Consider the following 21,041-nt stretch of genomic DNA (forward strand, 5'->3'; position numbering starts at 1 on the left):
CAGGGGCGGACGGTCACGGGGATGGCGGGCGCGGCGGACACGGTCGGGGTCGGCGATCGGATCGGCGGTCGGCGGTGAGGGTCGGCGGTCGGCGGTCGGCGGTCGGCGGTCGGCGGTCGGCGGTCGGCGGTGAGGGTCGGCGGTCGGGGGTCGCGGGGGTCGGCGAGTAGCCCACACAGGTGGTTCCGGGCCGAATGCCACCCGGTCGTGCTACTCGGGTGCTGTGCTCTGCGTCATTCGGGGATGCCGGGGGCCTCCCGGCACGGAGAAGGGGGATGGTGCTGATGGTTCGCCGTCTTGTGCTGACGGTCTCCGCGCTGGTCGCGGCGTTGACGGTCGTCGTGGCACCCGCCGTGCCGGCCACGTCGGCCGGCTGCGGTGTCGACTGGGGTTCGCTGCCCAAGACCGCCACCCCGACCACGGCCGGGCAGCTGGTCGACATCAGGTCGGGTCGCCAGGACTGCTACGACCGGCTGGTGTTCGACTTCCGGGGTGACAACGACGGGTACTTCGTCCAGTACGTCGACCAGGTCTACGAGGACCCCACGGGGCGTCCGGTGCCGCTGCGCGGCGACGGCAAGTTGCAGGTGGTGGTCCACTCGCCGGCGTACGACGAGCACGGCAACCCGACCTACACCTACGCCGACCGGGACGAGCTGGTGAACGTGGCGGGGTACACGACGTTCCGGCAGGTCGCCTGGGCCGGTTCGTTCGAGGGGCAGACCACGGTCGGCCTCGGGGTGCGGGCGCGGCTGCCGTTCCGGGTGTTCACGCTGCCCGGCCGGCTCGTGGTGGACGTCGCCCACACCTGGTGAACACCCCCGACGCGGTGAGCGCGCACGCCCGGTGAGCAACCGCGGTGGGCGCGTCCGCCGCCGGCGGGTCCGCCTCAGGGGTGGGCTGCCACCCGGTAGCCCACCCCGCGGATCGTCTCTATCCGCACCGCGTCGCCCAGCTTCCCGCGCAACGCCGCGATGTGCGTGTCGAGCGTGCGCGAGGGCGCTTCCCAGTGCGCCTGCCACACCTGGTCCACGATCAGGTCGCGGCTGACGACCGTGCCCGCCCTCGTCACCAGCAGGGCCAGCAGGTCGAACTCCTTGCGCGTCAGCGGGACCGGCTCGCCGCCCGCCGTGGCGAGGCGGGTCGCCGGGTCGAGGGTGAGCGGGCCCAGCGCGACCCGGTGCGCCGTGTCCTCCGCCGCGCGGGCGGCCCGCGTGCGGCGCAGGACCGCCTCGATGCGCGCCAGCAGCTCCGCCGTGCCGAACGGCTTGACGACGTAGTCGTCCGCGCCCGCGCGCAGGCCGAGCACGCGTTCGCGCTCCTCGCCGCGGGCGGTCACGGTGATGACCGCCGTGCCCGGCCGGCGGCGGAGTTCGCGCAGCACGTCCAGGCCGTCGCCGTCGGGCAGGCCGAGGTCGAGCAGCACGACGTCGGCGGTCGGCGCGGTGAGCGCGGCGGCGGCCGTCGCCGCGCGGTGCACCTCGTAGCCCGCGTGCCGCAGGGCGGTCAGCAGGCCCCGCGCCACCCGGTCGTCGTCCTCGACGACGAGGATGCGCATCGGGCCTACTCGGCCGGCTTCTCGCTCGGCGTGCCGTCCGGGGCCGCGGTCGGACCGGCCTTGGCGTCCGCCTTGACGGGCTCGGTGTCGGCCTTGACGGGCTCGGCGTCGGCCCGGTCGCGTGCGCCGCCCGACCCCGGCACCCCGTCGGCCAGGTCACGACCACCGCCCGACCCGGACACCCCGCCGGCCCCGTCACGCGCGCCGTCGGAGCCGGGGGCCGCGTCGGCCCGGTCGTGCTCGCCGTCGCGCCCGGCCCCGGCGTCCGCGGCGGTCGCGCCACCGCCGTCGGGTCCCTCGCCGCCGCGCACGATGACCTCGCGGCCGCCCCGCTTCCCGGCCAGCACGAAGTAGACGACCGCGCCGAGGAACACCACCACCGAGGTGATGACGTTGATCCGCAGGCCGAACACCTCCGTCGCCGGGTCGGTCCGCATGATCTCGATCCAGAACCGGCCCGCCGTGTAGCCGGCGACGTACAGCGCGAACGCCCGGCCGTGCCCGAGCCGCAGCTTCCGGTCGACCAGCACGACCAGCAGCGCCACGCCCAGGTTCCACAGCAGCTCGTACAGGAACGTCGGGTGCACGACGTCGATCGGCGTGTGGTCCAGCGCCACGCCGCTCAGCTCGTCCCGCAGGCCGGTGGCCGGGTCGACCCGCTCGTAGATCTCCAGGCCCCACGGCAGCGTGGTGGGACCGCCGTACAGCTCCTGGTTGAAGTAGTTGCCGAGCCGGCCGATGGCCTGCGCGGTGACGATGCCCGGCGCGAGCGCGTCGGCCATCACGGGCAGCGGGATACCCCGGCGGCGGCAGGCGATCCACGCGCCGACACCGCCCAGCGCGATGGCGCCCCAGATGCCGAGGCCGCCGTTCCAGATCGCGAGCGCCTCCCACGGGTTCCTGCCCTCGCCGAAGTACTTCGGCCAGTCGGTCGCCACGTGGTAGAGCCGGCCGCCGACGAGGCCGAACGGCACCGCGAACACCGCGATGTCGGTGACCTCGCCCTTCACCCCGCCACGGGCCACCCAGCGGCGTTCGCCCCACCAGATGGCCACGATGATGCCGAGGATGATGCACAGCGCGTAGGCGCGGATCGGAATCGGCCCCAGGTGCCACACACCCCGGTCGGGGCTGGGGATCGTCGCGAGGAAAGTCGTCACCACGGCCCCCACCGTAGCCGGTGGCCCGCACCGCCCTATGGCGGCAGCTCGATTGTTACCGGGAAGGGCTTGTCGAGGGTGAGCGCGCCCGCAGCGCCGCGCGCCACTTCGACGTGCTCGCCGGCGCTCGGCTCGAACAGCGTCGCGGTGATCCCGGCGTCCTCCGGGTCGACGACGAGGTGGTGCGGCGCCCCGCCCTCCGCGCACAGCTTCCGCTTCACGCACGCCAAGGCCATCAGGCGGAAGGCCGACCGCTCGTGCCGGTGGGTGCCGCGCGGGCCCACGAGGAGCGCCCCGTCGGCCGGTTCGACTCGCTGGAGCCGGTCTCCCGGCATCGCGAGGACGTCGTCCGGGGTCCAGGGACCGGCGTGGTGTGACATGCCTTCGGGTCGGTCGTCGGACGGCCGTGCCACCGGGCACCACCTCCGGAGGTTGCCCGAGGCACGTCGGTGTGGCGCACGTCGGATCGGGTGCGGGCTTGGTCATGGGCCCAGCATCCCGACGGGCACCGACAGTTCCGCCACCTGGTCGACCCCTCGGCCGGCGGTTCACCCGAAGGTGTCGCTCAGGCCGGTGTGGGCACCTGTCGCACGCCCTCCGCCAGCTCGGCGGCCAGCGCCGCCACGCGGTCGTCGCGCACGGCCGTCACGAAGGCCGACCCGACGATGACCCCGTCCGCGAACGCCGCCAGCTCCGCCGCCTGCGCGCCGGACCGCACGCCCAGCCCCACCGCCACCGGCAGGTCCGTGTGCTCCCGCACCCGCCGCACCAGCGCCGGAGCGGCCGACGACACCACGTCGCGCGCGCCCGTCACGCCCATCACCGACGTCGCGTACAGGAAGCCCCGCGACGACCGCGCCGTCAGGTCGATGCGCTCCTCGGTGGACGACGGCGCGACGAGGAAGACCCGGTCCAGGTCGTGTGCCTCGGACGCGGCCAGCCACTCCTGCGCCTCGTCGGGCACCAGGTCGGGCGTGATGAGCCCCAGCCCGCCGGCCGCGGCCAGGTCGCGGGCGAACGCGTCCACCCCGTACCGCAGCACCGGGTTCCAGTACGTCATCACGACCGCGCGCCCGCCGTGCGCGGCCACCGACTCGACCACGCCGAACAGGTCGCGCACCCGGAACCCGCCGCGCAGCGCCTGCTCGGAGGCGAGCTGGATGGTCGAGCCGTCCATCACCGGGTCCGAGTACGGCAGGCCGACCTCGACCAGGTCGCACCCGGACGCCACCATCGTGCGCAGCACGTCCTTCGAGCCCTCGACCGTCGGGTAGCCGGCGGGCAGGTACCCGATCAGCGCGGCCCGCGACTCGGACCGGCACTCCTCGAACACACCGGCCAGCCTGCTCATGACTCCACTCCCAGCCCGAACCACTTGATCGCGGTGTCCATGTCCTTGTCGCCCCGGCCGGACAGGTTCACCACGAGCAACCCGTCCGGGCCCAGTTCGCGGCCCAGCACCAGCGCGCCGGCCAGCGCGTGCGCCGACTCGATGGCGGGGATGATGCCCTCGGTGCGGGACAGCAGCGCGAACGCCTCCATCGCCTCCGCGTCGGTCACCGGCCGGTACTCGGCGCGCCCGGTGTCCTTGAGGTGGGCGTGCTCCGGGCCGACGCCGGGGTAGTCGAGGCCGGCCGAGATGGAGTGGGCCTCGGTGATCTGGCCGTCCTCGTCCTGCATCACGTAGGACAGCGCGCCGTGCAGCGAGCCGGGCGTGCCGACGGTCAGCGTCGCGCCGTGCCGGTCGGTGTCGACGCCGTCGCCGCCGGGCTCCAGGCCGACCAGCCGCACCGACGGGTCGTCGATGAAGCCGTGGAAGATGCCGATGGCGTTCGACCCTCCGCCGACGCACGCGGCGACGGCGTCGGGCAGCCTGCCCGCCTGTTCGAGCACCTGGGCGCGGGCCTCGATGCCGATCACCCGGTGGAAGTCGCGGACCAGCACCGGGAACGGGTGGGGGCCGGCCGCCGTGCCGAGCAGGTAGTGCGTGTCGTCGACGTTGGCGACCCAGTCGCGCAGGGCCTCGTTGATCGCGTCCTTCAGCGTCCGCGACCCGGTCTTGACCGGGATGACCTCGGCGCCGAGCAGCCGCATCCGGGCCACGTTGAGCGCCTGCCGCTCGGTGTCGACCTCGCCCATGTAGACGACGCAGTCCAGGCCCATCAGCGCGCACGCCGTCGCCGTGGCCACGCCGTGCTGGCCGGCGCCGGTCTCGGCGATGACGCGCTTCTTGCCCATCCGCTTGGTGAGCAGCGCCTGGCCCAGCACGTTGTTGATCTTGTGGGAGCCGGTGTGGTTCAGGTCCTCCCGCTTGAGGAACACCCGCGCCCCACCGGCGTGCGCCGCGAACCTCGGCACCTCGGTGAGCAGCGACGGCCGCCCGGCGTACTCGCGCAGCAGCCGGAAGAACTCGTCGAGGAACTCCGGGTCGACCCTGGCCTTCTCGTAGAAGGCCGCGAGCTCGTCCACGGCGGCGATGAGCGCTTCCGGCATGTACCGGCCGCCCCACGGTCCGAAGTGGCCCCGCTCGTCGGGGTCGTGGGGCGTCGGCGCCAGGTGGCCGGGCGACATGCGCTGCTCCTTACCGGCTCGGCCGGGGACACGCGGGGTGCGACCCCGCCGTCACCAGCTTGTTCACCGCGACCTTGGGGTCGCCGCTCGTCACGAGTGATTCGCCGACCAGCACCGCGTCGGCTCCCGCGCCCGCGTAGGCCATCAGGTCGCCCGGCCCGGTCACCCCGGACTCGGCGATCTTGATCGTCTCGAAGGGCAGGCCGGGCGCGATCCGCCCGAACACGTCCTTGTCCACCTCCAGCGTGTGGAGGTTGCGCGCGTTCACGCCGATGACGCTCGCGCCGGCCTCCAGCGCGCGGTCGGCCTCCTCCGCCGTGTGGACCTCCACCAGCGCCGTCATGCCCAGCGACTCCACCCGGTCCAGCAGCGACACCAGGGCGTTCTGCTCCAGCGCCGCCACGATCAGCAGCACCAGGTCCGCGCCGTGCAGGCGCGCCTCGTGCACCTGGTACGGGCTGACGATGAAGTCCTTGCGCAGCAACGGGACGCCGACCGCGGCGCGCACCGCGTCGAAGTCGGCCAGCGACCCGCCGAACCTGCGCTGCTCGGTCAGCACGCTGATCACCCGCGCGCCGCCCGCCTCGTACTGCGCGGCCAGCTCGGCGGGCTCCGGGATCTCCGCGAGCGCGCCCTTGGACGGGCTGCGCCGCTTCACCTCCGCGATCACGCCCACGCCCGGCGACCGCAGGACCGCCATCACGTCCTGCGGCGGCGCCACCCTGGCGGCCTTCTCCCTGAGCACGTCGAAGGGCAGTTCCGCCTCGCGCGCGGCGAGGTCTTCCCGGACGCCTTCGATGATCGAGTCCAGCACGGTCATCCGAGCACCTCGCCCGGGTCCGTCAGTCCATCCGGTCCGCTCGCCAGCTCCCGCACGTCACGCTCCCCTTCCCGCCACCAGGATGCTAACCCCGGCCGGAACCCCGTCCGGCCACCGGGTGTGCCCGTTCAGGCGGATGACCGGGGCCCTTCCGAGTCGACGTGCGCAAACGTGCGGCGCCCGCGCCGCCTCGGCCGCCGGTCAGTCCCGGTCGGTGGGATCGTCACCGCGCTCCAACGCGTTCCACAGCTCGCGCTCGGGGTCGGCGGCCCGCCTGGCCGCGCCGGGCGTCCGGTAGCCGCCCCCCAGGCCGGGCATCGCCGGACCCCGCACGACCAGCACCGCTCCCGCGCCGAGCACGAGGGCGCCGGCCAGCGCGGCGAGACCGCGACCGGCCGGCGCGCCGGCCGTCGAGAGCCCGAGGAACGCCGCCGTGCCGCCCGCCGCGGCCACGAGCACGCCCAGCGCCCGCCGCAGCCGGCCGCCCAGCGCCACCACCGCGGCGATCGCGGCCAGGCACAGCAGGGCCAGCGGCCCGAGCGCGGGCACCACCTCGTCGCCCCTTCGGTCCGCCGAAGCGTCCCAGACGAGGCTCGACGACCCCCACAGCGCCGCCGCGCCGCCCAGCAGCAGCAGCACGACGATCCACAGTGGACGCCTCGCGCGCGGCTCAGACACGCGCCGGGTCCACCGCCGGGGCCATCGTCTGCGCGGTGGCGACGGCCGACAGGACGGCTCCTGCCTTGTTCAGGCACTCGTTGTCCTCGGCGACCGGGTCGGAGTCGGCCACGATCCCGCCGCCCGCCTGCACGTAGGCGACGCCGTCGCGCACCAGGGCGGTGCGGATCGCGATGGCGGTGTCCGCGTCGCCCGCGAAGTCCAGGTAGCCGACGACGCCGCCGTACAGGCCGCGCCGCGTCGGCTCCAGCTCCTCGATCAGCTCCATCGCGCGGGGCTTGGGCGCGCCGGACAGCGTGCCGGCCGGGAAGCACGCGGCCACGGCGTCGAAGGCCGTGCGGCCCTCGGCCAGCTCGCCGCTGACCGTGGACACGATGTGCATGACGTGGCTGTACCGCTCGACCTTGAAGAAGTCGACGACGGTCACCGAGCCCGGCTTGCACACCCGGCCCAGGTCGTTGCGGCCCAGGTCGACCAGCATCAGGTGCTCGGCGCGCTCCTTGTGGTCGGCGAGCAGGTCCTTCTCCAGCAGGGCGTCCTCCTCGTCGTCCACCCCCCGCCACCGGGTGCCGGCGATGGGGTGCGTGGTGGCCTTGCCGTCGCGCACGGTCACCAGGGACTCGGGGCTGCACCCGACGATGTCGAAGTCGTCCAGCCGCAGCAGGTACATGTAGGGGCTGGGGTTGGACGTGCGCAGGACGCGGTAGATGTCCAGCGCGTCCGCGGTGGTGGGCATCTCGAACCGCTGCGACAGCACCACCTGGAACGCCTCGCCCGCGCGGATGGCGGCCTTGGCCTTCTCCACGACCGCGTGGTGCTCCTGCTGCGACCGGCGGCGCGTGAACTCCGGCTTCGGCCGGGCGAACACGGCGACGGTGGGCGGCGCGGGGCTCTGGAGGTCCTCGGTCATCCGGTCCAGGCGCGCCACCGCGTCGTCGTAGGCGGCGTCGACGCGCTCCGCGGAGTCGTCCCAGTTGATCGCGTTGGCGATGAGCGTGACGGTGCCCTCGTGGTGGTCGAGCGCGGCGAGGTCGGTCGCCAGCAGCATGACCAGCTCGGGCACCCGGAGGTCGTCCTCGGCGAGGTCGGGCAGCTTCTCCAGGCGGCGCACGGCGTCGTAGCCGATGTAGCCGACCATGCCGCCGGTCAGCGGCGGCAGGCCGGGCAGCGGGTCGGTGCGCAGCACCTCGATCGTCTCGCGCAGGGCGAGCAGCGGGTCGCCGCCCTCGGGCAGGCCGACGGGGTGCGCGCCGGTCCAGTACGCCTCGCCGCCGGTCGCGGTGAGCGCGCCCGCGCTGCGCGCGCCGACGAACGACCAGCGCGACCAGGAGCGGCCGTTCTCGGCGGACTCGAACAGGAACGTGCCCGGCCGGTCGGCCGCGAGCTTGCGGTAGAGCCCGACGGGTGTCTCCGCGTCCGCGAGCAGCCGGCGCACGACCGGGATCACCCGCCGCTGCGCGGCGAGTTCGCGGAACTCCTCGCGCGTCGGGCTGACCTCGCCCAGACCCGCGCCTGCACCGATGACGCTCACCATGCCCGTCATTGTGCCGTGCCGCCCGCGCGGGCCCGCGGCTGCCGACCCGACGCGCCTGCGGGACGCCGATGGCGCTGGTGGCGGTGGTCGCGTCGCCGCCGGCCCGGATTTCATCACATGTTGAAAAAGCTGTCGGACTGCCTCATCATGGTGAGGTGACCGACGCCGCGCAACCGACCGCGCCCAAGCGCCGTGGCCGCCGCGCCGGCGGCGAGGACACCAGGGCCGCGCTGCTGCACGCCGCGCGCGAGGCGTTCGTCGAACGCGGCTACGAGGGCGCGACGGTGCGGTCCATCGCGGCCCGCGCCGGTGTCGACGCGGCGATGGTGAACCACTGGTTCGGCAGCAAGGAGGAGCTGTTCGCCAAGGCCGTGCTCCAGGTGCCGCTCGACGTGAACGCGCTCGCCGAGCGGCTGGTGACCGGTCCGCGCGAGGAGATCGGCGAGCGGATCGTGCGCAGCTTCATCGGCATCTGGGACACCACCGGCGGCGGCCACTTCGCGGCCCTGGTCCGCAGCATCACGGCGCACGACCGGGTCGCCGAGGTGATGCGCGAGTTCTTCGTGCAGACCCTGCTGCGCCGCGTGGTGGCCGCCGCCGGCGCCGATCAGCCCGACCTGCGCGCGACGCTGGCCGCCAGCCAGATCTTCGGCATGGGCATCGTCCGGTACGTCGTGTGCTTCGAGCCGCTGGCCAGCGCCGACGTGGAGACGATGGTCAAGGCCGTCGCGCCCAACCTCCAGCGCTACCTGACCGGCGACATCGGCTGACCGGCCCGCCGCGCGGTCGGCCCCGCCCCTACCCCTGTCCCGGCTCCGGCGTGAGCAGCGCGGTCGCGTCGAAGCACGTCCGGTCGCCGGTGTGGCAGGCCGGTCCGACCTGGTCCACGACCAGCAGCAGGGCGTCGCCGTCGCAGTCCAGCCGCACCTCGTGCACGTACTGGGTGTGGCCGGACGTCTCGCCCTTGACCCACAGCTGCTGGCGGCTGCGCGAGTAGTAGGTGGCGCGCCGGGTGGTGAGCGTGCGGTGCAGCGCCTCGTCGTCCATCCACGCCACCATCAGGACCTCGTTCGTGCCGCGGCGCTGCACCACCGCGCACACCAGGCCGTCCGCGGTCCGCTTGAGCCGCGCGGCGATCGCCGGGTCGAGCGCGCCGGTCACCGCGGGGCCCCGAAGTGCAGCCGGGCGGGCCGGGTGTTGAGCAGCACGAGGCCGAAGACGTGCCCCGCGGACAGCAGCCCGGACAGCACCCGCACCCACACCGGGCCCTCGTTGAGCACGGCCAGCAGCTGGATCAGGGCGACCAGCGCGTAGACCACCGCGCCGGTCAGGCGGGCGGGCCGGAGGCGGGCCAGCAGGCCGCCGACGACCAGCAGCTCCAGCACCAGCACGATGAGCGGGAATTTCACCCAGGCGGCGTCGCCGTCGGCCTGCAGGCGGATCAGCCCCTCGACCACGAACAGCAGGCCGCCCGCCGCGCCGACCAGCGTCGCGAGCCGGACCTCCACGGGTGCGTCGCGCAGCACGTCAGCGCACCTCCACGCCCGCGTCGCGCAGGCCCTTCTTGACCTCGCCGACGCGCAGCTCGCCGAAGTGGAACACGCTCGCGGCGAGCACGGCGTCCGCGCCCGCGCCGATCGCCGGCGGGAAGTGCTCGACCCGGCCCGCGCCGCCGCTGGCGATCAGCGGCACGTCGACCACCCCGCGCACCAGCCGGATCAGCTCCAGGTCGAACCCGGTCTTCGTGCCGTCGGCGTCCATCGAGTTCAGCAGGATCTCGCCGACGCCCAGCTCCTGGCCCCTGGCGGCCCACTCGACGGCGTCGAGGCCGGTGCCCCGGCGGCCGCCGTGGGTGGTGACCTCGAAGCCCGAGGGGGTCGGCCGCTCGCCCTCGGGCACCCGGCGGGCGTCGACCGACAGCACGACGCACTGCGCGCCGAACCGGCGGGACAGCTCGCCGAGCAGCTCGGGCCGGGCGATGGCGGCGGTGTTGACGCCGACCTTGTCCGCGCCGGCGCGGAGCAGCTTGTCGACGTCCTCCGCGGTGCGCACGCCGCCGCCGACGGTGAGCGGGATGAACACCTGCTCGGCCGTGCGGCGCACCACGTCGAACGTCGTCTCGCGGTCGGAGGACGACGCGGTGACGTCCAGGAAGGTCAGCTCGTCCGCGCCCTCGGCGTCGTAGGCGCGGGCCAGCTCGACCGGGTCGCCCGCGTCGACCAGGTTGGTGAAGTTGACGCCCTTCACCACCCGCCCCCGGTCGACGTCCAGACAGGGAATCACGCGCACCGCCACCGACATGGGGGAAAGCCTACGGGGAGCCCTCCGCGCGGCGCGGGACCCACCCGGCCCGCCGCCGCCCGACCCCTGCGCCGCGCCACCCGACCCCTGCGCCGCGCCGCCGCACCCCTGCGCCGCGCCACCCGACCCCTGCGCCGCGCCACCCGACCCCTGCGCCGCGCCGCCGCACCCCTGCGCCGCGCCGCCCGGCCCCGCACTGCCGCCCACGTCACACCCGCGGGCCCCCGCACCCGGCCGCGCACCCCGCCACCAGCCGATACCCGCTCGCGCACACCGGCGGCGGGACCCGCCCGGACGCCGATCCGCGCGCCTGACGACGCATTTCCGGCGCGGACGTGGTTAACTGGAAGCGGTCGTAGGTTTTGTGTCCGTGTCACCACGCTCGCGAAACGTGTTTCGAGCGTGTGATTTTCCTGCGGGTTCCTCGGGAGAGTCCCCGCCCCGAACCGGCCGCGGTGGAGCATCAGCCCGCCGGCACCCGTACGGAAAGAGATCAAGATGGCTCAGGGCACTGTGAAGTGGTTCAACTCGGAGAAGGGCTTCGGCTTCATCTCCCCCGAGGACGGCGGCGCGGACGTGTTCGTGCACTACTCGGAGATCCAGGGCAACGGCTACCGCAGCCTGGAGGAGAACCAGCGCGTCAGCTTCGACGTCGGCCAGGGCGCCAAGGGCCCCCAGGCCACGAACGTCAACCTGGTCTGAGCAAGGACCACGCCGGCCCTCACGAGGACCGCGCCGAGGGCCCCGTTCCGGTTTCCGGAGCGGGGCCCTCGGGCTTCGCCGCCGGCCGCTAGCGGCGCTCGGCCGCCGGTTCGAGCCCGAGCATCTCCAGCAGCAGCGAGCACTCCTCCGCGCTGTCCGCGCGACCCGCGACCATGCGGGCCGCCCGGACGTTCCGGATGACCGCGTGCGCGCGTTCGTCCTCACGGGCGTCCGCGAGCCGGTCGCGTTCCCTGGCCGGGCCGATCCGTCGTTCCGTGGGCATGCGTCTCCTCGCGTCGGCCCCCCGCGCATGACACTACGCCCCGCACTAGCGTTGCCCCATGGCCCTCGGTGACGACAAGTACCTGCTGCTGACGACGTTCCGGCGCGACGGGACGCCGGTGCCGACCCCGGTGTGGGCGGTCCGGCGCGACGGGGTGATCCGCGTGTGGTCGGCCGCCGACGCGGGCAAGGTCAAGCGCATCCGCAACAACCCGGAGGTCACGGTCGGGCCGTGCGACTTCCGGGGCAACCCGACCGGCGCCGGCACGCCCGCGCGGGCCCGCGTCCTCGACGAGCGGGCCGGCGCCGAGACCCGTCGCCTGATCGGGGCGAAGTACGGCCTCGTCGGCAGGCTCGCGCTGCTGGGCAGCCGCCTCCGCCGGGGCGGCGCGGGCACGGTGGGCATCGAGATCAGCACGGACTGACGCGTCGACCCGGCGTTGACGGTCCTCCGCGCGTCGACCCGGAGTTGACGGGTGGCCACCACCGACCTCGTCGTCACCGTCGCCCAGGAGCACGACCACGTGCCGGGCAGGCTCACGGCGGCCGTCGAGCCGGGTGCGCAGCTCGACGAACTCGGTGATCACCTGATCGGGCACTTCGTCGACGAGGCGCGCCGCGCGGGCGAGCCGGAGCGACATCCGCGAGCCGGACCGACATCGGCGAGGGCATCGGCGTCACGAAGCAGGCCGCGCAGAAGCGGTTCGTGCCCGGCAGTCGCCCGACCTCAAGCCGAACCTCGACCGCCGCACCGACCGCGCCCGCCGCGTCGTCGTGCCGGCCCGCCACCACGCCCGGTTCAGCGAGCGGATCGGCACCGAGCACCTGCTGCTCGGCCTGCCGGGCGAGCCGGACCGCGCCGCGGCCAAGGCGCCGGCCGCCTCGGGCGTCCGGGAGCACGCCGCCGAGGCGCACATCACCGCGGAGTTCGAGGAAGCGGTCAGCGGACAGCGGCGAGGGCCTCGGGGAGCGTGAACGCGCCCGCGTACAGCGCCTTGCCGATGATCGCGCCCTCCACCCCGTCGCAGGCCAGCGCCGACAACGCCACCAGGTCGGCCACGCCGGACACGCCGCCGGACGCGATCACCGGCGCGTCGGTGCGGGCGCAGACCTCGCGCAGCAGCTCCACGTTGGGGCCCTGGAGCGTGCCGTCCTTGCCGACGTCGGTCACCACGTAGCGGGCGCAGCCGTCCCGGTCCAACCGGTCCAGCACCTCCCACAGGTCGCCGCCGTCGCGCGTCCAGCCCCGCGCGGCCAGCCGGTGGCCGGCCTCGGTGATCCGGACGTCCAGCCCGACCGCGACCTTGTCGCCGTGCTCGGCGACGACCTTCGCGCACCACACCGGGTCCTCCAGCGCGGCGGTGCCCAGGTTCACCCGCGCGCAGCCGGTCGCGAGCGCGGCGGCCAGCGACTCGTCGTCCCGGATGCCGCCGGACAGCTCCACCCGGACGTCCAGCTCGCCGACGACGCGGGCCAGCAGCTCGCGGTTGTCGCCGCGGCCGAACGCGGCGTCGAGGTCCACCAGGTGCACCCACTCGGCGCCGTCGCGCTGCCAGGCCAGCGCGGCCTCCAGCGGCTCGCCGTAGGAGGTCTCGGTGCCGGCTTCGCCCTGCACGAGTCGGACGGCCTGGCCGTTGGCCACGTCGACGGCCGGAAGCAGCGTGAAAGTCACGCGAACAGCGTAGTTGCCGCTGGTCCGGGCGCGGCAGGGGCCCCGGCGGCGGCCTAGCGGAAGCTCTTGAGCCAGTTCTCCAGCAGGTGCGCCCCGGCGTCGCCGGACTTCTCGGGGTGGAACTGGGTGGCCCACAGCGGCCCGTTCTCGACCGCGGCGACGAAGTCGTCGCCGCCGTGGGTGGACCAGGTCACCAGCGGCGGCCGGATCACCTCCGACGCCTCCAGCGTCCACTCGCGCACGCCGTAGGAGTGGACGAAGTAGAACCGCGTGTCGGCGTCGAGCCCGGCGAACAACCGCGTCCCCTCGGGCGCGCGGACGGTGTTCCAGCCCATGTGCGGCACGACGGGCGCCCGCAGCCGCTCCACGGTGCCCGGCCACTCGCCGCAGCCCTCGGTGGTGACGCCGTGCTCGATGCCGCGATCGAACAGGATTTGCATCCCGACGCAGATGCCGAGGACGGGACGCCCGCCGGCCAGCCGCTCGCCGACGATGCGCCCGCCCTTGACCTCGTTCAGCCCGGCCATGCAGGCGGCGTACGCGCCCACGCCGGGCACCACCAGGCCGTCGGCGTCCAGCGCGGCCCGATGGTCGGAGGTCACCTCGACGGACGCGCCCACGCGCTGGAGCGCGCGTTCGGCGGAGCGGAGGTTGCCTGATCCGTAGTCCAGTACGACGACTCGTGCCACCGGTCCAGGCTAGGCCAACGGGGCGCCGCCCTGCGTCACCGGTACCACGGGCAGCACCGTGTTGATCGGCAGACCGGCCCGATCGGGCAACGCGGTGACCCACGTGTCGGCCCGCCCCTGGTCGACGAGCGCCCGCACCTCGGCGGCGTCACCCGGCAACCCCAACTCCCCGGCCACGGCCTTCAACCGCCACCAGCCGAGCACCCCGACCAACCTCCGGGCGGCCCCGCTGTACCCGGCGACCTCCCCGTCGGACCAGACGACACCGCGCGCGTCCCAGCGGACGAGGAGCGCGGACCCACCCACCTCGCGCACCCGCGCGGCGAACCGGTCGGCGGCCGGGAACGAGATCCGCCGGCGGGGCAACACCACCGTGCCGGACGCGACCGGGACCAGCGCAGCCGGGCCCGCCACCGCACGGTGCAGGGCCAACTGCAACTCCGCGGTGGGCGCGGGTGTCCAGATGAGGGTTCTCGGCACGCTCACGACCGGAGATCATGCCCCAAACACCCGGCTCCCAAACATGCGACGCACGGCCGGCACCCCCTGACTTCCACCCTCGCCGCGCCCGCGCAACACCCCGCGCGAACCGGCGCGGGCGACCGGGGCAGGACCAACCCCGCCCTCGCCCGCGCCGCGCACACGTATGGCGTCGTGTTCTCCCCGTATGGCCTGCCCGCAGGGCAACCGCGCTCGTCGAGGCAGGTCAAGCGAAGGGCGTGCTTGACCTGCCTCGACAAGGGTGTGGTCTTCGACAGGCCACACGGGGAGGACCGACGCCTTGAAGCCCTTCCCCCCGGCGGCCTGCCCAGCGGCGAGCGCCCGCTTTTACGCTTTGACACCCACCCCCACCCCCGCACCTCTCCCCGAACACTTCCAGCAAAAACCTTCACGCTGAAGCTTCCGCGGATATCCGCAGGTCAACGCCTACCACAACACCCCGACCCGACCCCGAAAACGTCAGGCGCGTTGCCTCCGGCCCCCGCGTTCCATCATCCCACGCCCCTCTGACAGTCCCCCCGAGAAACCGCCACAAACACAATCGGGTGAACTCCTACGACCAACGGCTGCCGAACCGCCGGCGCGGCGTCGGACGCTCACACCGCCGCCGAACCGAACATCCGCCGAACCGCCGCCGCGATGCCCACCACGTCCAGGTCGTGCGCGGAGTCGTGGTCCTCGGCCGTGCCGTACGCCCGCAGCTCCGCGTCCCGCCGCACGCCCAGCGACCGCAGCCGGTGCGGGACGTCGGCCAGCGCCTCACCCACCCGGAACGCCGACGTGCCCTCCAGGTACGGCTCGACCAGCAGCACGTCGGCCCGTCCCCCGGACACCGCGGCCCGCAGGCCCCGGCCGTCGAACGGGCGCACGGTGGTCGCGTACAGCACCGTCAGGTCCACCCCCGCCGTGGCCTCCAGCACCGGGTCCAGCATCGGGCCCACCGCGACCACGACACCCGCCGAACCGCGCCGCACCTCGGTGAACCCCTCCGCCACCGGGCGGGCGACCGCGTTCTGGCGCAGTGACAACCTGATGTACACGCGGTCGTCCGAGGCCAGCGCGGCGCGGACGACGGGCTCGACCTCGTCCGCGTGGCCGGGCACGTGGATCCGCCAGCCCGGCAGCGTGTCGAACAGCGCCACGTCGCCCGGCGCCTGGTGGGTCCGCCCCCACACCGGGTCGTCGTACGAGCCGCCGATGCTCACGAACACCCCGCCGACGTCCTGGTGCCCGAAGTCCAGCTTGATCTGCTCGAACGGCCGCTCGACGAGGAACGGCGCGTAGGTGTGCACCACCGGGCGCAACCCGCTCAGCGCCAGGCCGCTGCCGACGCCGACCATCGCCTGCTCGCGGATCCCGACGTTGATCACGCGCGGCCCAGGCCGGAAAGCGTCGCGGGAGATCTCCGCCAGCACGACGGCCACCCCGGGGTTGTGGGCCATCACGCCTTCCACGGTCTCCACGAACACCTGGCGCATCGTCCGCTCCGACGCACCCCCGCCCTCCGCCACGGCCGCGGCCCCTGCCGTGCCCGAACCCGACTTCGACGCCATCACTCCACCTCGCTGATCCGAGCCACCACGGCCAACGGGCGACCGGGGTGCTCCGCCGTGAACGCCTCGTACAGGGCGTCCTGATCCCGTCCGTCCACTGTGGATGTTTCCCAGCCCTCCACCGCGAACCGCGCGGCGATGCCGCCGGGCCACCCGTGCGTGCCGGACTCGTTGTCCACCACCACCACGGTGAAGTTCTCCAGGCCCATCCGCCCCGCCAGGACGATCGCCTCGTGGTTGCTGCCCTCGTCCAGCTCGGCGTCACCCACCAGCACGACCACCCGCGGCGAACGGCCCTGTAGGCGCAGCCCGAGGGCCACGCCGACCCCGATCGGCATCCCGTGCCCCAGCGAGCCGCTGCTGATCTCGACACCCGGCACCAGGACCCGGTCCGGGTGCTGGCCGAGCGGCGAGTCCCACCCCGTCCAACCATCCAATGTGGACGGATCGAGGAAGCCCTTCGCGGCGAGCACCGCGTAGTACGCCATCGGCCCGTGCCCCTTCGACAACAGGAACCGGTCGCGGTCCGGGTCGTCCACCCGGTCCGGCGACACGTTCAGCACCCGGTCGTAGAGCACCCACAGCACGTGCAGCGTGGACGCCGCCGCCCACTCGTGCTTCTCATCCCCGGTCATCCGCTGGAACAGCGCGGGGATGTCCGCGAATCCCAGCTCGTTCACCACTGCCATGAACCCACCAAACAACCTCGACTTAAGTCGAGGTCAAGGCATACCATGCGCAGGTGAGCAAGTTGCCGGAGATGTTGACCATCGGTCAGGTGGCCGAGCGGAGCGGCGTGCCGCACACCGCGCTGCGATTCTACGAGGAACGGGGCCTGATCACGTCCGAGCGCACGGCGGGCAACCAGCGGCGTTACGCGCGTTCGGTGCTGCGGCGGCTGGCGTTCATCCGCACGGCGCAGCGCGTGGGGCTGAGCCTGGAGGACGTGCACGACGCCCTGGCCACGCTGCCCGACAACCGGACGCCGACCAAGTCCGACTGGAGCAGGCTGTCCGCGTCCTGGCAGACGGAGCTGGACGCGCGGATCGACGCGCTGATCCGCCTGCGCGACCGGCTGACGTCGTGCATCGGGTGCGGCTGCCTGTCGCTGCGGAGCTGCTTCCTGCACAACTTCGAGGACGAGCAGGCCGTCGACGGTCCGGGCGCGCCCAAGCTGAAGCCGGCCTGCGAGGGCGGGACCTGACCGCGACCGCCGACACGGCGATCCGCGTCGGCTCCCGGCGGGGCGGGCCGGTCGTGCTGGAGGTGGCGGCGGGCCGGGTGCACGCCGACGGGCACGAGTCCCGCGTCAGCGCGAACGGCGTGTGGCTGACCGCCGCCGTGCCACCGCGCTACCTGCGCGCACCGATACCCTGAACCAGCACCGGCGGGACGACACCGCACCACCCCGGCCGGACAGCACCGCGCCACCCGACAGCACCGCGCCACCCGACAGCACCGCGCCACCCGACAGCACCGCGCCACCGGGCACCACCGCCCGGCAGCACCCCGGCCGGGCAGCACCCCACCGAGGCGCGCGGGCACCGCCTACTGGAGCCAGAGGATCGCGCCGCCCACCGCGACGACGGCCAGCACGCCGAGGACGACCGCGAGCCCGCGAGCCGTCTTCCACGTGCTGTACACGCCGCCGATCAGGAACCCCGCCAGGGCGAGCAGCCCGATGACGACGTACTCCTTGGGCATTACAGGACGCCCTTGGTGGACGGCACGCCGCCGACCCGAGGATCGGGTTCGACCGCCGCGCGCAGCGCCCGCGCGACCGCCTTGAACTGGGCCTCGGTGATGTGGTGCGGGTCGCGCCCGTACTCGACCCGCACGTGCAGCGCGATACCGGCGTGGAACGCCAGCGAATCGAACACGTGCCGGTTGAGCACGAACGGGTAGTTGCCGCCGATGGTGAACGTGTTGTACTCCGCCGGCTCGCCCACGTGCACGCAGTACGGCCGCCCGGAGACGTCCACCGCCGCGTGCGCCAGCGTCTCGTCCATCGGGATCCACGCGTCGCCGAACCGGCGGATGCCCGCCTTGTCCCCCAACGCCTCCCGCAGCGCCTGGCCCAGCACGATGGCCACGTCCTCGACCGTGTGGTGGGCGTCGATCTCCACGTCGCCGGTGGCCCGCACGACGAGGTCCAGCGAACCGTGCACCCCCAGCGCCGTCAGCATGTGGTCGTAGAACGGGACCCCGGTCGCGATCTCGACCCGGCCCGTGCCGTCGAGGTCCACCTCGACGTGCACCGACGACTCCTTGGTGGTCCGCTCCACCTTGCCGACCCGGCTCACCGGCCAACCTCCTTGCTCGCCGCGAGGAACGCGTCGTTCTCCTCCGGAGTGCCGACCGTCACCCGTAGGTGACCCGCGATGCCGACGTCCCTGATCAGCACGCCGTGCTCCAGGTAGGACCGCCACGTCGCGTGCGCGTCCTCGAACCGCCCGAACAGCACGAAGTTCGCGTCGCTCGGCACGACGTCGAAACCCATGCCCGCCAACGTTTCCGCGACGCGGTCGCGTTCGGCGGCGAGCAGCGCCACCGAGCCGAGGGTCTCCGCCGAGTGCCGCAGCGAGGCACGCGCCGCCGCCTGCGTCAGCGCCGACAGGTGGTAGGGCAGCCGCACCAGCAGCAGCGCGTCCACCACGGCGGGCGCGGCGGCCAGGTAGCCGAGGCGGCCGCCGGCGAACGCGAACGCCTTGCTCATGGTGCGGCTGACGATGAGCTTTTCGGGGTGGTCGGCGAGCAGCGTGACCGCGCTCTCCCGCGACGAGAACTCGGCGTACGCCTCGTCCACGACGACCATCCCCGGCGCGGCCTCGACGACGGCGCGCAGGTCCTCGGTCGGGACGCTCTGGCCGGTCGGGTTGTTCGGGCTGGTCAGGAACACCACGTCGGGGCGCCGTTCGGCGACGATCGCGGCCGCCGCCGCCGTGTCCAGCGAGAAGTCGGCGCGGCGGGGCGCGGGCGACCACTCGGTCCGCGTGCCCGACGCGATGATCGGGTGCATGGAGTAGGACGGCTCGAAGCCCAGCGCGGTGCGGCCGGGACCGCCGAACGCCTGGAGGATCTGCTGGAGCACCTCGTTGGAGCCGTTGGCGGCCCACAGGTTCCGCTCGGTCAGCGGCACGCCCGCGGCCGTCGACAGGTAGGCCGCGAGGTCGCGGCGCAGGGCGGTCGCGTCGCGGTCCGGGTAGCGGTGCAGGCCGGCCGCCGCCGCCGCGACCTCGCGCGCCACGTCGGCGACGAGTGCCGGCGTCGGCGGGTACGGGTTCTCGTTGGTGTTGAGCCGCACCGGGACGTCGAGCTGCGGCGCGCCGTAGGGCGTGCGCCCGCGCAGGTCCTCGCGCAGGGGCAGGTCGGCCAGGGCGACCCGCTCGCCGATCGGGCTCATCCGCGGAACCTCGCCGTGACGGCCTGGCCGTGCGCGGGCAGGTCCTCGGCCTCGGCCAGCGCGACCACCTTCGACGCGACCTCGCGCAGCGCGTCCTCGCTGTAGTCGACGACGTGGATGCCGCGCAGGAACGTCTGCACGGACAGCCCCGACGAGTGCCGCGCGCAGCCGCCGGTGGGCAGCACGTGGTTGGAGCCGGCGCAGTAGTCGCCCAGCGACACCGGGGAGTGCGGTCCGACGAAGATCGCGCCGGCCGCGCGGACCCGTGCGGCGACCTCGCGCGCCCGCGCGGTCTGGACCTCCAGGTGCTCGGCGGCGTACGCGTCGACCACCGCCAGGCCGTCGTCCACGGTGGACACCAGCACGGCGCCGGACTGCCTGCCGGTCAGCGCCGTGCGGACGCGCTCGGCGTGCTTGGTCGCGGCGACCTGGCGCGCCAGCTCGGCGTCCACGGCGTCGGCGAGCGCGGTGGACGTCGTCACCAGGACGCTCGCGGCGAGCGTGTCGTGCTCGGCCTGGCTGATCAGGTCGGCGGCCACGTGCACCGGGTCGGCCGTGTCGTCGGCGAGGATCGCGATCTCGGTCGGGCCGGCCTCGGAGTCGATGCCGACCAGGCCGCGCAGCAGCCGCTTGGCGGCGGTGAGGTAGATGTTGCCGGGCCCGGTGACCAGGTCGACCGGCGCGAGGTCGCCGCCGTCGGTGTCGACCCCGCCGTACGCGAGCAGCGCCACGGCCTGCGCGCCGCCGACCGCCCACACCTCGGTGACGCCGAGCAGCGCGGCGGCGGCCAGGATCGTCGGGTGCGGCAGGCCGTCGAACTCGGCCTGCGGCGGCGAGCACACCACCAGCGACGACACGCCGGCGAGCTGCGCGGGCACGACGTTCATGACCACGCTGGAGGGGTAGACGGCGAGGCCGCCGGGCGCGTAGAGGCCCACCCGCGCCACCGGCACCCAGCGCTCGGTCACCGTGCCGCCGGGCACGACGCGGGTGGTGGTGTCGGTGCGGCGCTGGTCGGCGTGCACCGCGCGGGCCCGCGCGATGGACTCCTCCAGGGCTTCGCGCACGGCCGGGTCCAGCCCCGCGAGCGCCCGGTCCAGCTCGGCCGCCGGCACGCGGACGGTCGCGGGCCGAACCTGGTCGAACCGCTCGCCGAACTCCAGGACGGCGGGCACGCCGCGCTCCCGCACGGCCGCCACGATCGGCCGCACCTGATGCAGCACCGCGTCGACGTCCACTTCGGCGCGCGGCAGCGCGGCGCGCAGTTCGGCCGGAGACGGGACTCGACCTCGCAGGTCGACGCGGTTGAGCATGGCTCAAGGGTAAGCCGTCCGGCTCACGTGGACGCAGGCCCACCCCGGAACTCCCGCGTCCCGCGAAACGCCGCGCGGAGCCACCCGACGGCAGCCCACCCGACGGCAGCCACCCGACGGCAGCCACCGGCCAGCAGCCACCCGACAACAGCCACCCCACAGCGCCGAACGTGCTCCTGCCGTGCGGCGTGTCGGCCTGGACACCAGCCCCGTGACCCGCCTCGGTGCCGCGACCACTGGTACGGGTCCACCGTCGTCGCTCGACGCGCGTGGTGTCGGTCGTGGCGGCTCGGATGTCTTTTCA

General features: G+C 74.1%; 27 protein-coding genes. 6 read left to right on the forward strand and 21 right to left on the reverse strand.

Annotated elements, in window-relative coordinates; all coding sequences use genetic code 11:
• Positions 1–284 precede the first annotated feature (284 nt).
• Positions 285–815 carry an AMIN-like domain-containing (lipo)protein gene (locus C8E97_RS27515; protein ID WP_121012546.1) on the forward strand — a complete coding sequence of 177 codons (531 nt, stop codon included), beginning with the start codon at positions 285–287 and terminating at the stop codon, positions 813–815.
• Between the two features lie 74 nt (positions 816–889).
• Here the strand turns inward: C8E97_RS27515 and C8E97_RS27520 are convergent, their stop codons facing one another.
• The 8 genes from C8E97_RS27520 to C8E97_RS27555 all read right to left on the reverse strand — a co-directional run bounded on the left by C8E97_RS27520 (position 890) and on the right by C8E97_RS27555 (position 8,321).
• Positions 890–1,558, reverse strand: a complete 669-nt coding sequence (locus C8E97_RS27520; protein ID WP_121008308.1) for a response regulator transcription factor — start codon at positions 1,556–1,558, stop codon at positions 890–892.
• 5 nt (positions 1,559–1,563) lie between these two features.
• Positions 1,564–2,718, reverse strand: a complete 1,155-nt coding sequence (lgt, locus tag C8E97_RS27525; RefSeq protein WP_211347290.1) for a prolipoprotein diacylglyceryl transferase — start codon at positions 2,716–2,718, stop codon at positions 1,564–1,566.
• Positions 2,719–2,753: 35 nt separating this feature from the next.
• A complete protein-coding gene (locus C8E97_RS27530) occupies positions 2,754–3,131 on the reverse strand; it encodes a hypothetical protein (RefSeq protein ID WP_147455254.1) in 378 nt (125 codons plus the stop codon).
• Positions 3,132–3,283: 152 nt separating this feature from the next.
• A complete protein-coding gene (gene trpA, locus C8E97_RS27535; protein ID WP_121008310.1) occupies positions 3,284–4,069 on the reverse strand; it encodes a tryptophan synthase subunit alpha in 786 nt (261 codons plus the stop codon).
• Positions 4,066–5,289, reverse strand: a complete 1,224-nt coding sequence (gene trpB, locus C8E97_RS27540) for a tryptophan synthase subunit beta (RefSeq protein WP_121008311.1) — start codon at positions 5,287–5,289, stop codon at positions 4,066–4,068. Before trpB ends, trpA begins: the two co-directional genes overlap by 4 nt.
• Before the next feature lie 10 nt (positions 5,290–5,299).
• Positions 5,300–6,109 carry an indole-3-glycerol phosphate synthase TrpC gene (gene trpC, locus C8E97_RS27545; protein ID WP_121008312.1) on the reverse strand — a complete coding sequence of 270 codons (810 nt, stop codon included), beginning with the start codon at positions 6,107–6,109 and terminating at the stop codon, positions 5,300–5,302.
• A 201-nt stretch (positions 6,110–6,310) separates the two neighbouring features.
• Positions 6,311–6,787, reverse strand: coding sequence for a Trp biosynthesis-associated membrane protein (locus C8E97_RS27550; protein WP_121008313.1), 477 nt, complete (start codon positions 6,785–6,787; stop codon positions 6,311–6,313).
• Positions 6,780–8,321: an anthranilate synthase component I gene (locus C8E97_RS27555; protein ID WP_121008314.1), complete on the reverse strand. Its 1,542-nt coding sequence runs from the start codon at positions 8,319–8,321 to the stop codon at positions 6,780–6,782. Before C8E97_RS27555 ends, C8E97_RS27550 begins: the two co-directional genes overlap by 8 nt.
• 155 nt (positions 8,322–8,476) lie before the next feature.
• On the opposite strand from C8E97_RS27555, the gene C8E97_RS27560 reads away from it, so the two are divergent.
• Complete coding sequence (locus C8E97_RS27560; RefSeq protein WP_246019213.1) at positions 8,477–9,091, forward strand: TetR/AcrR family transcriptional regulator; 615 nt, start codon at positions 8,477–8,479, stop codon at positions 9,089–9,091.
• A gap of 28 nt (positions 9,092–9,119) precedes the next feature.
• Here C8E97_RS27560 and hisI read toward each other — a convergent pair whose 3' ends face one another.
• Genes hisI through hisF form a run of 3 tightly spaced genes read right to left on the reverse strand, consistent with a single transcriptional unit; the run spans position 9,120 to position 10,622 of the window.
• Complete coding sequence (gene hisI / locus C8E97_RS27565) at positions 9,120–9,482, reverse strand: phosphoribosyl-AMP cyclohydrolase (RefSeq protein WP_121008316.1); 363 nt, start codon at positions 9,480–9,482, stop codon at positions 9,120–9,122.
• Positions 9,479–9,847, reverse strand: a complete 369-nt coding sequence (locus C8E97_RS27570) for a hypothetical protein (RefSeq protein WP_121008317.1) — start codon at positions 9,845–9,847, stop codon at positions 9,479–9,481. The genes hisI and C8E97_RS27570 overlap by 4 nt, the downstream gene beginning before the upstream one ends.
• Before the next feature lies 1 nt (position 9,848).
• Entirely contained in the window at positions 9,849–10,622 is a 774-nt protein-coding gene (gene hisF / locus C8E97_RS27575; protein WP_121008318.1) for an imidazole glycerol phosphate synthase subunit HisF, read from the reverse strand.
• Positions 10,623–11,120: 498 nt separating this feature from the next.
• Here hisF and C8E97_RS27585 point away from each other — a divergent pair, with 498 nt between their 5' ends.
• Positions 11,121–11,324, forward strand: coding sequence for a cold-shock protein (locus tag C8E97_RS27585; protein WP_121008320.1), 204 nt, complete (start codon positions 11,121–11,123; stop codon positions 11,322–11,324).
• Between the two features lie 88 nt (positions 11,325–11,412).
• On the opposite strand, the gene C8E97_RS27590 is transcribed toward C8E97_RS27585, so the two are convergent.
• Positions 11,413–11,607 (reverse strand): hypothetical protein, encoded by a 195-nt coding sequence (locus C8E97_RS27590; RefSeq protein ID WP_121008321.1) that lies wholly within the window; start codon positions 11,605–11,607, stop codon positions 11,413–11,415.
• A gap of 58 nt (positions 11,608–11,665) precedes the next feature.
• On the opposite strand from C8E97_RS27590, the gene C8E97_RS27595 reads away from it, so the two are divergent.
• Positions 11,666–12,031 (forward strand): PPOX class F420-dependent oxidoreductase, encoded by a 366-nt coding sequence (locus C8E97_RS27595; RefSeq protein WP_121008322.1) that lies wholly within the window; start codon positions 11,666–11,668, stop codon positions 12,029–12,031.
• 349 nt (positions 12,032–12,380) lie between these two features.
• Positions 12,381–12,581 carry a Clp protease N-terminal domain-containing protein gene (locus C8E97_RS36345; protein ID WP_246019215.1) on the forward strand — a complete coding sequence of 67 codons (201 nt, stop codon included), beginning with the start codon at positions 12,381–12,383 and terminating at the stop codon, positions 12,579–12,581.
• Here C8E97_RS36345 and priA read toward each other — a convergent pair.
• From priA to C8E97_RS27625, 5 genes are all read right to left on the reverse strand, one after another.
• Entirely contained in the window at positions 12,547–13,278 is a 732-nt protein-coding gene (gene priA / locus C8E97_RS27605) for a bifunctional 1-(5-phosphoribosyl)-5-((5-phosphoribosylamino)methylideneamino)imidazole-4-carboxamide isomerase/phosphoribosylanthranilate isomerase PriA (protein ID WP_121008323.1), read from the reverse strand. The genes C8E97_RS36345 and priA overlap by 35 nt on opposite strands.
• Positions 13,279–13,331: 53 nt before the next feature.
• Entirely contained in the window at positions 13,332–13,967 is a 636-nt protein-coding gene (hisH, locus tag C8E97_RS27610) for an imidazole glycerol phosphate synthase subunit HisH (RefSeq protein WP_121008324.1), read from the reverse strand.
• A 9-nt stretch (positions 13,968–13,976) separates the two neighbouring features.
• A complete protein-coding gene (locus C8E97_RS27615) occupies positions 13,977–14,453 on the reverse strand; it encodes a hypothetical protein (RefSeq protein WP_147455255.1) in 477 nt (158 codons plus the stop codon).
• Between the two features lie 611 nt (positions 14,454–15,064).
• A complete protein-coding gene (locus C8E97_RS27620) occupies positions 15,065–15,946 on the reverse strand; it encodes a transketolase family protein (RefSeq protein WP_425470675.1) in 882 nt (293 codons plus the stop codon).
• A gap of 74 nt (positions 15,947–16,020) precedes the next feature.
• Positions 16,021–16,710, reverse strand: a complete 690-nt coding sequence (locus C8E97_RS27625; protein WP_121008327.1) for a thiamine pyrophosphate-dependent enzyme — start codon at positions 16,708–16,710, stop codon at positions 16,021–16,023.
• 71 nt (positions 16,711–16,781) lie between these two features.
• Here C8E97_RS27625 and soxR point away from each other — a divergent pair, with 71 nt between their 5' ends.
• Positions 16,782–17,225, forward strand: coding sequence for a redox-sensitive transcriptional activator SoxR (soxR, locus tag C8E97_RS27630; RefSeq protein WP_425470677.1), 444 nt, complete (start codon positions 16,782–16,784; stop codon positions 17,223–17,225).
• A gap of 344 nt (positions 17,226–17,569) precedes the next feature.
• Here the strand turns inward: soxR and C8E97_RS34960 are convergent, their stop codons facing one another.
• The 4 genes from C8E97_RS34960 to hisD are packed head-to-tail and all read right to left on the reverse strand — an operon-like array spanning position 17,570 to position 20,737.
• Positions 17,570–17,725 carry a hypothetical protein gene (locus tag C8E97_RS34960; RefSeq protein WP_170212008.1) on the reverse strand — a complete coding sequence of 52 codons (156 nt, stop codon included), beginning with the start codon at positions 17,723–17,725 and terminating at the stop codon, positions 17,570–17,572.
• A complete protein-coding gene (gene hisB, locus C8E97_RS27645) occupies positions 17,725–18,324 on the reverse strand; it encodes an imidazoleglycerol-phosphate dehydratase HisB (protein ID WP_121008330.1) in 600 nt (199 codons plus the stop codon). The genes C8E97_RS34960 and hisB overlap by 1 nt, the downstream gene beginning before the upstream one ends.
• Entirely contained in the window at positions 18,321–19,424 is a 1,104-nt protein-coding gene (locus tag C8E97_RS27650; protein WP_121008331.1) for a histidinol-phosphate transaminase, read from the reverse strand. The genes hisB and C8E97_RS27650 overlap by 4 nt, the downstream gene beginning before the upstream one ends.
• On the reverse strand, positions 19,421–20,737 hold the full coding sequence (gene hisD / locus C8E97_RS27655; protein ID WP_121008332.1) for a histidinol dehydrogenase: 1,317 nt from the start codon (positions 20,735–20,737) through the stop codon (positions 19,421–19,423). Before hisD ends, C8E97_RS27650 begins: the two co-directional genes overlap by 4 nt.
• Between the last annotated feature and the right edge of the window lie 304 nt (positions 20,738–21,041).

This window comes from Saccharothrix australiensis (assembly GCF_003634935.1).
In the GTDB taxonomy this organism is placed as follows: domain Bacteria; phylum Actinomycetota; class Actinomycetes; order Mycobacteriales; family Pseudonocardiaceae; genus Actinosynnema; species Actinosynnema australiense.